A 15,658-nucleotide genomic window follows, 5' to 3' on the forward strand; every position below is an offset into this window, starting at 1 on the left:
TATGAATACGAAATCTGATTATATTGAAATTACAAATAAACAAACAAAAGTATCAAACAGATTAGTAAAGCACTTAACCGATTTTTATATATTAGGGAGAATTCAATGGGGAATTATTAGAGATACTTGGCACTTAATTGTATTTATGGCCTCCATGTTCCCTCTTACTTCGCTATTCTTTCTAAAAGTCTTTAATCAAGAAACCACTCTTGAGGTCATTACGAGAATCATAGTCGGAAATATTGTGTTTGCGATTATCTTAATGGGATTAACGAGTGTCGCACAGGATATTTCTCATGAAAAAAATCAAGGTCACTTTACCTACTATGCTTCTTTACCAATTTCAAAGATAACATTTATTTTATCTGTTTTAGTAAAGGGGATTTTGTCTGCCATCCCATCTATTATTATCTTAGCAATCGTTGGACAGCTAATGTATGATGTCACCCTTCAATTTCATATCAACATAATCCCAATTATGCTTTTTGGAATATTAAGTTGTGTGGGAATTGGCGTGTTGATTGGGTTTTGGTCACCAACTCCACAGGTGGCAGCCATTTTGGGCCAAGTCGCCATGATGTTTATTACGTTTATGAGTCCTGTGATGGTAGAAATGGAATCATTGCCAATTTTTATTCAGTACATCTCCTATGTATTGCCAACAACCTATTTGACAGATGCTCTTCGGTATTTGTTTCAAGGGGTTTGGAACGTCCAAGTGACACAAGATTTAGTGGTATTAGTAGTGTTTAGTTTCATTTCATTTTTATTGATTATTAAATTTATTCAATGGAGAGAAAAAAATTAATGTTTTAAAAGGGGGAAAAAGCGTGTCTGAACTCAGATATCCCTTGACACATCCGCAAAAAAGGATTTGGGAAACTGAAAAGTTTATTCAACATTCTTCAATATCCAATTTAGTTGGGACCATTAAAATCAAGGGGATATTGAATTTCACTAAAATTGAACAAGCAATCAATTTATTTATTCTCAAAAATGACTCCATTCGACTTCGTGTAGTAGAAGAGGAAGATGGAGTAAAACAATACATATCACCATTTCAAGAGAAAACATTCAACATCATAAATTTGCAAGCTAGTAATAAAACATTTCATGAGTGGGTACAACAAGAAACAAGGAAACCATTTGCATTAATAGATTCTGATTTATTTGAGTTTATCTTATTTAAAAATGGCTACAATGAAAGTGGCATATTGGCAAAAGTTCATCATATCATTTCGGATGCCTGGTCGATTCATTTGATGGCAGAAAAATTGATGAAATATTATGCTGATTTATGTAACGGGGTCGAGGTTAGTGAGAGTAAAGATTATTCATACGTAGACTTTATCTCACGTGAAAATAAGTATAAATTATCGAAGCGATTTGAAAAAAATGAATCGTTTTGGCTGAATGAACTAGCTGATTTACCGAAGCCCATCAGTTTAAAAGAAAGCAATACAGCCATGAGAAGCACGAATGCCAAACGAAAAACATTCACGTTATCTAAAGAGATGACGTCAGACATCTATCAATTTTGTGAAAAACATAATCTGTCTGTTTTTCCATTTTTTCTATCGATTTTATCGATTTATTTAAAAAGGTTAAAAGGTCAAAATCAGTTTATTTTAGGTACGACAATCCTAAACAGGTTGAATCCAGTAGAACGGCAAACCTTTGGCATGTTTGTGAGTACGATGCCTATTAGTGTGAAGCTAAATGATGATCTGACCATCGTGGAATTGATGGACCAAATGGGCCATAAACTCATGTCCTTGCTGCGAAACCAGCAATACCCTTTTGATCTGTTAACTAGAAAACTAAGAGATCAATATAATTATATAGAGAGATTATTTGATATTTCGTTATCCTATCAAAATTCAAAACTTCATATTAATGATGAAGCGATAAAGGATGAATATGAAACACAATGGCATTTCTCAGAACATGAGATAAATTCATTAAATATTCATATTAATGATCGTGAAGAAAAAAACGAACTGATGCTCGATTTTGATTATTTAACAGAACTATTTACAGAAGAAGAAATTGAGACTCATTATAATAGAATGATACAAATCATTTTAAACTTATTTAAGGATGAAAACTGTCCAATATCTCAATTAGACATACTGCCACCGCGTGAAAAAGATTTACTAATTACAGATTTTAATAGTAAAAAAGCGGAATTTGATCGTACGAAGACGGTTCATCGAATATTTGAAGAACAAGCAGCAAAAACACCAGACAAGGCTGCTGTAGTCTATGGCAATCAAACACTTACATATAAAGAATTGAATCATCAGGCCAATAGGCTAGCAAGGGTATTGCGAAAAGAAGGCGTTGAAGCAACAACCCGTGTTGGTGTCATGACGGATCGTTCCATGGACATGATTATTGCTATTTTTGCGGTCATCAAGGCGGGAGGCACTTACATCCCGCTCGATCCTTATTATCCAACAGGCCGAATCCACTACATGATTGAAAATAGTGGTTTAGAGCTATTACTAACCAATGTGCAGACTGAACAGTTAGAATTCACAGGTAAAATAATAGATCTTGTTTCTGCGAAAATAGATCAAGAAAGTGTTGAGAATTTGCGCGAAATCAGCAGTGCACAGGATTTAATTTATATCATGTATACATCTGGATCCACGGGCCGGCCAAAAGGGATCGGGATTAACCACCAAGCATTGCATCAAAATATTCATGGGTTTACAGAAGCCATTCAATTTTCAGAGAATCAAACGATTTTATCGCTTATCTCTATGTCTTTCGATCCTTTTGTAATAGAATCTTTTCTTCCTTTATCCCTAGGTATGACGGTCATTATTGCAAATGAAGAGCAACGACAAAATCCAGAGAAAACAAAGGATTTAATAAGGTGGCATGAAGTGGACGTGATCCAACTGACACCGTCTCGTTTACGACTTTTATTAGAAGAGGACACTGCCTCTCTTCACCATTTAAAGAAGGTATTGGTTGGGGGAGAGCCGCTGACAAATAATCTAGTACAAAAAATAAAACAGAAAACAACCGCGAGGCTTTATAACATTTATGGTCCAACCGAAACGACGGTATGGTCAACATTCAAGGAAATCAACCATGATGCTGATACCATAACGGTCGGAAAGCCTATTGCGAATAGAGAAATCTATATCCTTGACACAAATGAGAAGTTGCAGCCGATAGGGGTGATCGGTGAAGTATGTATATCTGGTGGGGGTATCGCGAATGGTTATCTCTCCAATCCAGAGCAGACTTCACTCAAATTTGTCAAAAATCCATTCCAGCCAAATTTGATGATGTATAAGACAGGTGATTTGGGGAGATGGTTACCTAATGGGGAACTCGAGGTTCTTGGTCGAAATGATGATCAAGTAAAAATCAATGGGGTGCGTATGGAACTGGGAGAAATTCATAACCAAATCGATAGTCATCCGAAAATCAAAGAATCGGTTGTGACGGTGAAGCAATGGAACAATGGGAAGTATCTTTGTGCCTATTACATAGCAAAAGAGCCGGTTAAAATAGAAGAAATTAGGGGATATCTAACCTATAATTTGCCACATGCGATGATTCCAACCTATTATTTCCCGATGGAGGAGTTTCCATTAACACCAAATGGGAAAGTTGACCATAAAAGGTTACAGGATCCTTTTATAGAAAATAAGACGAAGCATGTGTATGTTGCACCAAGTACGGAAGCAGAAATGAAATTAACGAACATTTGGGGGAAACTTTTTAATCAACATCCATCCAAGATTGGGATTCATGATCATTTTCTTGATTTAGGCGGCCATTCTTTAAAAGCGATTGAACTAGTCGTTCAGGTTCAAAAAGAATTCCAAGTTAACCTATCGATTAAAGAGACCTTTCAATATGCAACCATCCAAAAGCTAGCGAAACATATTGAATCATTAGTAAAACAAAGTCAGGAAAAAATAGAACGAGTTACCTATCAAAAGTATTATCAGGCTTCAACATCACAAAAACGTTTATATATTATAAATACAACGAATCATACAACAAGCTATAATATGCCTGGTGCTTTTAAAATAAATGGGGCAGTAGATTTCAAGCAAATAAATGATATTTTTCAAAAAATCGTGGAGAGACACGAAGCATTTCGTACTTCATTTAAGATGGTCGACGGTGCCCTTGTCCAAGAAATCCATCGTGAGGTAGACTTCAATGTTGAATTAATCGAATTACAGAACGCTGATCCTAGGGGAAAAATCCAAACGCTCATTGAACCTTTTGACTTATCAAGTGCGCCATTACTACGTGTGTATTTGCTGCACGAACAAGCGGATCAGTGGATATTATTTGTTGACATGCACCATATTATTTCCGATGGTACGTCTATTGAAATTCTTATGGAAGATTTCATTCAACTATACGAAGGGAAGAATTTACCTCCACTTCAAGTACAGTATAAGGATTTTTCGCATTGGCAAGAAGGTCAAATGGTTTCAAGTGAAATGAAGAAACAGGAATCTTATTGGCAGGAAGTCTTCTCAAAAGAGGTACAGAATATCAATCTTCCATTAGATCGAGTAAGACCATCACAACCTTCGTACGCAGGAGAACAGGTCACATTTTCGATAGAAAAGGATCTCCTTTCTTCATTAAAAGAGGTGGCAAGAGGCCAGGAAGCTACTTTATTTATGACTGTTTTTTCAATCTATAACATCCTGTTATCCAAGTATAGTGGTCAAGAAGATATTACGGTGGGCATCCCTGTTATTGGTAGAAAGCACAATGAAATCAAAAATGTAATTGGCATGTTTGTCAATACATTAGCAATCAGAAGTTATCCGGACTCCAATTTGTCATTCAAAGAATTCCTATGTTCTGTGAAAGAAAATTTATTAAAAACATATGAAAATCAAGACTATCCGTTTGAACACCTTATCGAATTACTTGAAATACAGATTAATAGAAACCAAGCGCCTTTATTTGACACGATATTTACGATGCAAGATAAAAAGATCGAATCCCTAACCGTTGGAGATTTAGAAATCCAGTCTGTTGAAGTAACTAGTAAGGATATAAAATTTGATTTAAGTTTTGAAGCAGTTGAAAGGGAAAATCAACTACAAGTGAAAATCCTATATAGTACAGCTTTATTTAATCAAAGCACGATTGAACGAATGGTTGATGGCTTTATGGAGATCGTTCAAAGAGTGACAACTGAACCAAACACAAGCCTTAAAGACATTGTATTGTTAGATAAAGCAGAACAACAGAAGCAAATCTATGAATGGAATGATACTAAACATCTCGTCGATGTTTCAAAGGGCTATCATGAAAAATTAGAAGAACAGGTAAATCGCACACCATACCATACAGCTGTATTTGAAAACGATACAGGTCTCACGTATATGGAATTAAATCAAAAAGCCAATAAAGTGGCACGTTATTTACGATCCGTCGGAGTAGCACCGGATGATCTCGTGGGCATTATGCTAGAAAGATCAACCGACATGCTGATTGGAATTTTAGGCATTTTAAAAGCAGGTGCGGCTTATTTACCAATCAATCCACATTTACCTGCTGAAAGAATTCAATACATGATTCAGGATAGTGAAATAAACGTCTTAGTAACTAGTGGTTCTATGAAGCAAGAGATTGTCTTTTCTGGATTGACTATTCATTTGCATGATGACGAGATTAAGAAGCAGGATCATACGAATCTTCCATCTGTGACAAAACCTACGAGTCTGGCATATGTCATTTATACATCCGGATCAACGGGTAATCCGAAAGGCGTCATGATTGAACATCAATCCCTTATAAATCGAATCGATTGGATGCAGAGCAGATATCCATTAACCGAAGAAGATATTATTATGCAAAAAACGCCATTCACGTTTGATGTATCTGTATGGGAGTTATTATGGAGTTCCTTATATGGAGCAAAAGTGTACATGCTTCCACCAAATGGTGAAAAAGATCCAGCCATCATTTGTGAAGCAATCGAGAAGCATCGAATTACGGCCATGCATTTTGTGCCAACGATGTTTTCTATGTTTTTAGATCATCTAAAATATTATAAAGGATCTTATGATCTTAGCTCTTTAAGACAAATATTTACGAGTGGCGAGGCGTTATTGAGCAGTCATGTTACGGCCTTTCATCAATATGTAAAGAAAGAATTTGGAACAAGATTAACCAATTTATACGGGCCAACAGAGGCAACAATTGATGTCTCTTATTATGATTGTGAGGATGAATATGTATCCACCGTTCCGATTGGGAAGCCTATCTATAATACTTCCTTGTATATCTTGAATAAACATCATCACATTCAACCTGTTGGAGTAGAAGGGGAATTATATATATCAGGGATTGGACTGGCGAGAGGCTATTTAAATCGCCAAGAACTAACAGACGAAAAGTTTGTGGATAATCCCTTTATTCCAGGGTCGAAAATGTATCAAACCGGTGATATTGCCAAGTATCTGCCTGATGGAAATATAGAATATATCGGTCGCACAGATGATCAAGTGAAAATCCGAGGAAATCGTGTAGAAATCGGAGAAATTGAAACAAACTTGACAGGATATGATTCGATAACAGATGCTGTCGTTCTACCTATACAAGATGAAAACGGGAATTACGAATTATTTGCCTATTATGTGGCGAGTCAGCCTATCCCTAACATGGAGTTAAGAAACTATCAGTCTAAAATGCTGCCAGATTATATGTTACCTTCGATGTATGTGTTCGTAGAACGTATGCCGCTAAATGCAAGTTGCAAAGTAGATCGGAAAGAGCTTCAGAAATTGAAGAATGTGACAAAAAGCAGTGAATTCATGGTAGCAAGTAATGAGGTCGAGCAAAAATTAACAAGGATTTGGGCTGACGTCCTTCATATAGATGAACAAAAGATTGGAATAAATGACAGCTTTTTTGAATTAGGCGGACATTCTTTGAAAGCAATATCGATTATTTCAAAAGTATATGAAGAATTTGCTACTACTTTATCTTTAAAAGATGTATTTCATTCGCCAACGATTAAAGAGCAGGCTGAAATACTAGTTAAGAACGGCAATGAAGAAGCATACAGCAAAATCGAAGTTGTGAAAAAGAGGGAATATTATCCACTTACGCCTTCGCAAAAACAATTATATATCCTAGAACAGGTCAACGATATGGATAGTAGTTATCATCTGTATGAAGCTTTATCTATCAAGGGTCCATTAGATAAGGAAAGATTTTGGAGTAGTTTACAAAAACTTGTGGATAGACATGAATCATTCAGAACAAGCTTTTCCTACCGTGATGGTGAACTGATTCAAGTGATTCACGAGAACATCAACATCGATAAAGTAGAAGAATCTGATTCCTACCAAAATATCGAGCAACGAATAAAAGAATTTATCACCCCTTTTGACTTGGGAGAAGCTCCGCTATTTCGCAGCATGCTCGTTCAGTTGGAGGAAAATGAGCACCTTTTTTTATTTGATATGCACCACATCATCGCAGATGGCGTTTCCATTGACATCCTGATTCGTGATTTTGTTGCCTTCTATCAGGGGGAAGCATTGCCAGAGATGAACATACAATACAAAGACTATGCGGTTTGGAAAGAAAAACAAATGCAGACAGAAACCATGCAAAAGCAGGCCATGTACTGGAAGGATGTCTTTCATAAAGAAGTGTCACCCTTAGAATTGCCATATGATTTTACTAGACCCGATATTCTAACGATTGAAGGAGAGACTTTATCCATGGAGGTCGATCAACAGACTTTTACAGCTATACGTACCATGACGGAAAAGCTAAATAAAACATCTTATGTTCTGTTATTTGGTGTGTATAATGTGCTTTTATCGAAATACACGGGTCAACATGATGTGGTCGTCGGCACACCATTTGCAGGCAGACAGTACCATGAGCTAAAAAATGTGATTGGCATGTTTGTGAATACATTACCGATTAGAAGTTATCCGGAAAATCATAAATCTTTCATTCAGTATGTAGAGGAATTAAATGAATGCATTTTGAGTGCTAATGAAAATCAGGACTATCCATTTGAGAATTTACTTGATGATCTTCAGATACAGCGATTCAAAAACCAAAATCCATTATTCCATACGATGTTTGATATGAAAGTGAGCAGCCATGACATCAACATGGAAGGATTACACATTATCAATTATCCAATGAATAGGGGAACTGCCAAATTTGATTTGAGTTTAGAGACGGAAGAGCTCGGTGAAAACTATATATTGAGGTTTGAATACAATACCCATCTATTTAAAGAAGAAACGATTAAGATCGTAGCGGAGGATTTTTTAAAGATACTAGATACGGTGTTAAGCCATCCGTATCAGCCTTTAGGGGAGCTTGTATTAGAGACCAAAATAAAGGAATTAAAACCAATCGCGATCGAAGACGTAAATTTTACTTTTTAAATGGAAGGAAAGCGATCGTTTGATCCTTATGAACTTATAAACAGAGGGAGAGCCTCTCTCTCTGTTTCATCCATATAGGGGGGAGAAGTAATGAACTTTTCTAAACGGCTATTACTAAAAAACGGGAAATTCCAAAAAGAAAAGGAATACTGGGAAAAGAAACTATCAGGTGGTATCTACCCAAGTACATTACCTGCAGATAGAAAGTATGCCGGAGGGCTGAAACCATCCACGGAAACAATCAATTTCAGTATTCCAAATAGTGTCTTGACAAAGATGGATAGAATATCAAACGGATCTGAGATGGGAATTTTTTTATTGGTGACTTCGTCCATGAATGCAGTTTTATCCCAATACTCAAATGAAGAAGTGATCGTCATTGGGACCCCTGTTTTTAAACATGAATATGAGACAGGAGATTTTATCAATGACCGATTAGCGATTATCAATCATTTGAATGAGGAGATGACCTGGAAAGAATTTCTTCTGCAGGTTCAGCAAACGATTAAGGAAGCAAATGAACATCAGAATTTTCCTTATGAAGAACTAGTGAATGTGGCAGATACGGCCTACCATAAAGATTCTTCAGTATTTAAAACATTTCTGATGTTCGAACATTTACATAGCACGATTCGTCATGATTTAGAGAATCAACATCTGATTCTTTCTTTCCAACGATCGGATGGTGAATTACGCTCCAGGATTCAATATCGTTCAGATTTGTATCATGAAGAAACCATCAAAAGATTTTTTCAGCAGATTATTTTAGCTTTAGAGTCTTTTTGTGAAAATGCCAATGAAAAAGTGTCAGATTCTGCCTTGATCACAGAAGAGGAAGAAAACCAAATACTAGAAAAGTTTAACCAGAAATCAGAAACGACCTATCACGATATCCAACCTCAGACACTGCATCAACTTTTTGAACAATCAGTAGTACACTATTCGGAAAAAACAGCACTTGTGTTCAAAAATGAGAAAGTCAGTTATCAAGATCTCAATCACAAATCCAATCAACTTTCCCGAAAATTGCTGGACCTAGGTGTCAACCAACAGGATTATGTAGGAATTATGATAGACAATAGTATTGAAATGGTTATTGGGATTCTTGCGATATTAAAAGCAGGTGCAGCGTATGTTCCATTGGATCCTTTATATCCCGCGAATAGAATTGATTTTATGTTAAAAGACAGTAACATCCGTATCTTATTAACTTCATCGCGTTTAGAACAAGCCTATAATGCGTTAGATTACAGCCATGAAGTCGTATGTGTAGATGATCCAAGCATGTATGCTGGGGAAGGGACAAATTTACATTTGGCCGATTCAGAGGCCCCAGCTTATGTCATCTATACTTCCGGTTCAACAGGAAAGCCAAAAGGAGTCAGTATTGACCATCAAGCTGTTGTTCACTATGTGGAACAGTTTATCCAGGAATTTCAACTCAATAAGAGTGATGGATTTTTGCTGCACTCATCCTTTGCGTTTGATGCATCGATTGAGCAATTGTTTCCAATCTTATTGGTTGGCGGAAAATTAGTGATTCCAGAAAAAGATATAGTAATGGATATCCCGAGGTTAGCAACATTAATAGAAACCGAAGGGGTTTCGATGGTAAGCAGCACGCCACTAATTTTAAATGAATTTAATAAACAAAGACCATTAAGTGGGGTAAGAACCTTTATAGGTGGGGGGGATGTGTTAAAGAAAGAACATATTTCCAATCTAGTAACTTACTCTACTGTTTATAATACTTACGGTCCAACCGAAGCAACAGTTTGTGCCACATTTCATAAAGTGGATCCTGAAGTGAACGGAAAAATTTTGATTGGGCGCCCAATTCCTGATAAATCTGTCTATATCTTAAATAAAAAAGGGAAGTTGGTACCTATTGGAGTTCCAGGTGAAATTTATCTATCTGGCAAAGGTCTATCAAAGGGCTATTTAAATAGACCTGAAATTACGAAGGAAAGTTTCGTTGACGATCCATTTAAGCCTGGGCAAAAAATGTATAAAACGGGTGACGTGGGCAGATGGCATCAAGATGGAAGCATTGAGTTTATCGGGAGAATCGGGAATCAAGTAAATATTCGGGGATATCGAGTAGAGTTAGAAGAAATCGAGAAAACTCTGTTACATCATCCTGAAATAAGAGAAGCCGTCGTCATCAATAGTGTGAACTCAGTGGGGAATGAGGTATTGTGTGCTTACTATATCGCTAACCATCATCAATCACCTATACTGCTGGAAAATCATTTGCGAGAGCATTTACCACCGTATATGATTCCAACGGATTTTATCGAATTGGATCTGTTTCCAAGCACCGTAAATGGAAAGTTGGACTATTCAGCGCTTCCAAAGCCAAAGACAGTAAGGAATTCTGTCGAAGGTATGAAAAAGCCAAGTAATTCAATCGAGAAAAGGCTTTTAACCATATGGTCTGAAGTATTAGGGATCGAAGAGGAAGTTATCAACATAGAAGATGATTTCTTTAAATTAGGTGGTCATTCCTTAAAAGCGACCATTCTAATAGCTCATATTTATAAAGAACTGAAAGTAGAAATTCCAATCAGGGAATTTTTCCAGGAACCGACAATTATAAGTCTGGCACAATATATCCAGACTGTTAGGAAAAGGAAATATGAACCTATAGAGCCGTTGAAGCAACAAGAGTATTACCCTGTATCTGCAGCACAAAAAAGACTCTTAACGATAGCTAAGCTTGATGAAAGCAGTTCGAATTATAATATCTCAGGCGCCTTTATGATAGAGGGCTTACTGGATCAAAAACGCTTTGAACAGGCCTTTCATTCCCTTGTTAAACGGCATGAATCGCTTCGAACATCCTTCCAATATGCAGACTTCGAGGCAAAACAAGTTGTGCATGAGAAGGTAGATTTTCAGATACATAGGATTAAGGCATCAGAGGAGGAGTTAGCACATGTGATTCCAACATTTGTTATTCCCTTTGACCTTGAAAAGGCACCATTGTTTCGTGTAAAGCTGGTTGAAATTCATGAAAGAAAACATCTGTTTTTCATCGATCTTCACCATAATATTGCAGATGGTTACTCTATTGATGTCTTGATTAAAGAATTTGCAGAAATATATGAGGGGAGAGAATTACTAGAACCTCTCGTTCACTATAAAGATTATGCTTCATGGCAAAATCAATTTTTGTCATCTGAAGCTCTACAACAACAAGAAACGTATTGGTTAAACAGATTACAAGGAGACATTCCTGTATTGCAGTTACCAACGGATTATCCAAGACCTTCAGTATTAACTCATAAAGGGGACATGGTGACTGTTCAGATTGAACATTCATTATTACGTGATTTGCAACGAATGGCTGCTGAAAAAGGCATGACTCTATATATGGTCCTATTAGCTGCCTACAATGTTCTACTTTCAAAGTATTGTAACCAAGAAGATACGATCGTTGGAACCCCTATCTCAGGCCGGAACCATCCGGATGTAGGAAATATGGTCGGAATGTTTGTCAATACCCTTGTACTGCGGAACTTTCCTGAAAATGAGAAACCGTTTATACAATTTTTGGATGAGGTCAAGCAATCAACGCTGGCTGCGTTTGAAAACCAAGACTATCCATTTGAATTACTCGTGAATAAATTAAATGTAGAGCGGGACACTAGCCGAAATCCTATTTTTGACACCGTGTTTACCTTTCAAGATGTTAGTTATGCGCAATTAAAGATTGATGATTTGCGTGTGTCACAATGGGAGGTCAAGCCGCAAGCTTCTAAGTTTGATCTTTCGTTATATATGACACAAACAGAAAACGGGTTAGAAGCACAATTTGAATATATGACAGAGCTCTTTAGCAGAGATAGCATCCAGAGACTAAGCAGGCACTTTGTCCATATTCTAGAAGTCATAACATCATCGCCTGAAATAACAATTGCGGATATCACGATGACCGGTCATGAAGAAGAGAGCGGACTGCTTCATGATTTCAATCAAACGCAATATGATTTTGATAATCATCTTTTGATGCATGAAATTTTTGAGAAACACGCAGAGAAAACGCCTAATAAAATAGCTCTCCAGTTCGCTGGTGGCACCATGACTTATCAAGAACTGAACCAACAAGCCAATGGGCTAGCAAATAAACTGAGAAAACAAGGGGTAAAAGCGGAAGTTCTAGTCGGGTGCGCCATGGAGCGCTCGTTTGAAATGGTGAAGAGTATATTAGCCATCTTAAAAGCGGGAGGGGCCTATGTACCCGTGGATCCTCATCATCCAAGTAACCGTATCGAAAATATTATTCTAGATAGTCAGCCATGCATGTTATTAACGCAATCTAAGTTTAAAGAAAGGTTTAGTTCCTATCACGAAAACATATTGGTAGTGGATGATAAGATGGATCCTCAAGAGGACGTAACGAATCTCGATAGGGTGAGTACTCTTGAAAATTTAGCTTATGTTATTTATACATCCGGCTCTACAGGCAAGCCAAAGGGTGTCATGATTGAGCACAGAAATATAGTAAATACCTTATTCGGATTACAGAGAAGATTTTTATTCACGGAAGAGGATGCCTATTTGTTAAAAGCACCTTTTGTGTTTGATGCTTCGGTAGCGGAGCTATTTGGGTGGATGATTGCAGGAGGAAGACTGGTTATTTTAGAGCCGGAACTGGAAAAAGATCCAATGGCCATTTATTGGACCATCCAAAAGGATCGAGCGACACATGTCAATTTCGTACCGTCCATGTTTCAAGCCTTTATCGAAATGATTCCTGAAGACATGTTACAGGAATTGACGAATATAAAATATATTTTTCTCGGCGGTGAAGCGGTAACGTCAAAATTGGCTAAAAAAGCTATGAAATTAATGCCAAAAACGAAAATCATGAATCTTTACGGGCCGACAGAAGCTTGTATTTATACGACAGGATACTCGTTGGATCATAGTCTTGAGAGTTCTATTGTGCCAATTGGAAAACCACTTGATAACGTCGAAGTATTTGTATTAAATGATGCGAGACAATTGCAGCCAATCGGAATTCCTGGCGAATTGTGTATAGCTGGAAAAGGGGTGGCCAGGGGCTACCTCTATGATGAGAAGAAAACAAATGAGAAGTTTATCCCTCATCCATTCAAACAAGATGGCGTTTTATACAAAACAGGCGATTTGGTGAGATGGTTACCTGATGGAAATATTGAATATCTGGGCAGAAAGGATTTTCAAATCAAAATAAGAGGGTACCGTGTCGAAATAGGGGAAATACAGTATATCATCATGCAACGTGAAGGAGTTCGCGAAGCTGTCATTATCGGTCGAGAGGATGCTTACGGAAGAAAGTATATATGCGCCTATATCGTGGCAGATCGTGAATATAGTCATAAAGAATGGCATCACTATCTGATAGACAAACTTCCGGAATATATGATTCCTACCCATTTTGCACATTTGGACAGCATGCCATTATCTCCAAATGGTAAATTAGATCGAAAAGCGTTGCCAGAGGTAGAGACAACCTCGCTCATCGAGGACTATGTAGTCCCGCGAAGTGAAACAGAAGAACAATTGGTAGAGATATGGTCAGAAGTATTAGGAATGGACAGCCATCAAATTGGAATTACACAAAACTTCTTCGAGTCTGGGGGTCACTCCTTAAATGCGATCACACTCGTAACCAAACTGAACAAGACGTTTCATAAAGAAATTAGTTTGCGAGATATCTTTAAGCTGCCAACGATCGAATTACTATCCGTTCACTTGGAGAATAGTAAAGAATTGCTGCATAAGCACATACCAAGAGCGGGTAAGAGAGAATATTATCCACTTTCTAATGTACAAAAAAGGCTGTTTATTCTCGAACAAACAAGACAACTGGGGATAAGCTACAACATGCCGGTATTATTGGAAATACAAGGAGCACTAGATAGAAACAAGTTGGAGATGGTCTTGCATGAGTTGATTCAACGACATGAGGCATTTCGGACATCCTTTGACTTCATCAATGGAGTATTTGTCCAAAAAATTCATGAAGTGATACCGTTTGTACTGGAATATGAAACTATCAACGAATTAGAGATTGATGAGAACATAGAGAAGTTCATAACTCCGTTTGACTTAACGAAAGCACCATTAATTCGTGCCAAACTGTTTGAAGTGAATCAGTCCAAATTCATTTTCTGCTTGGATGCACACCACATTATCGCAGACGGGTCATCTCTTCAATTGTTATTAAACGAGATCATTGTACTCTATAGAGGCGAACAACTTCCTGAACTTTCGCTGCAATATAAAGATTATGCTGTTTGGCAACAAAGTGAAGAATTCAAGGAAGTATTAGAAAAACAAGAAATGTATTGGCGTGATTTGTACAAAGAAGACATAAAACTAGAGAGAATCCCGTTTGATTATCCTGAAAGCGACCCTGCTTTAGGCGGAAGAAAAGTTTTACATTATGCACTAAATCAAGAAGTCTCTCAGCAACTGGTGAATCTCGCGAAGGAGGATAACACCACGTTATATCAATTGTTTTTTACGGTCTATTCCATCTTGGTATCAAAGTATAGTGGATCAGATGATGTGATTATCGGAACTCCAACGGCTGGCAGAACACATGCAGATGTGGAGAAAATCGTCGGGATGTTCGTTAATACGTTAGCGATTAGAAACCAGCCAAAGCCAGAGTTGACATTTAATGACTTCTTATCTCAAGTGAAAGAAAATACGATTCTAGCTTTTGAGAATCAAGATTATCCTTATGAGATGTTGCTAGATACCTTGCAGTTTAGCAATATGGCGAACGCTCAAGGAATAATTCATACGATGTTTATTTATAAAGAGGACAAACTTCATAATCATTACTCTGAGATAGACGGGATGAGGTTAACAGAATACCCATATGAAAATGGCAAGGCGAAATTCGATTTAACGATTAACGTCGTCGAAAAAGGGAATCAATTCTACTTAGACATCGTTTATCAAAATCATCTGTATAAAATCGATACCATCTCGCAACTAGCTGAAGATATGGAATTGATTGCCGAACAAGTGGCACAAGACGGAAATATCAAGATTGGTGATATTAGAGTAGAACGGAAGATACTATCTGAAGAAATTACATTTCCAGATGAATTAACATTCTCATTTTGAGATTACTCTTACTGAGTGGCTGTCTCAAAAGCAAAGGTGTCAGGTACCAATTTTATGGTGGATGCCAGACACCTTATAAAACAGCTGCTTAGTAGATAAAG

Annotated in this window: 3 protein-coding genes; all 3 read left to right on the forward strand. The window is 37.2% G+C overall.

The features are described 5' to 3' along the window. The first annotated feature begins 1 nt into the window (after nt 1). On the forward strand, nt 2-808 hold the full coding sequence (locus J2S19_RS19625; RefSeq protein ID WP_307345406.1) for an ABC transporter permease: 807 nt from the start codon (nt 2-4) through the stop codon (nt 806-808). A 22-nt stretch (nt 809-830) separates the two neighbouring features. Next, complete coding sequence (locus J2S19_RS19630) at nt 831-8,426, forward strand: non-ribosomal peptide synthetase (protein ID WP_307345409.1); 7,596 nt, start codon at nt 831-833, stop codon at nt 8,424-8,426. Between the two features lie 90 nt (nt 8,427-8,516). After that, the gene (locus tag J2S19_RS19635) at nt 8,517-15,557 is read left to right on the forward strand and encodes a non-ribosomal peptide synthetase (RefSeq protein WP_307345412.1); all 7,041 of its coding nucleotides are present in this window, start codon (nt 8,517-8,519) and stop codon (nt 15,555-15,557) included. Nucleotides 15,558-15,658: the final 101 nt, after the last annotated feature.

Source organism: Metabacillus malikii, from assembly GCF_030813355.1.
GTDB classification, from domain to species: Bacteria; Bacillota; Bacilli; order Bacillales; family Bacillaceae; genus Metabacillus; species Metabacillus malikii.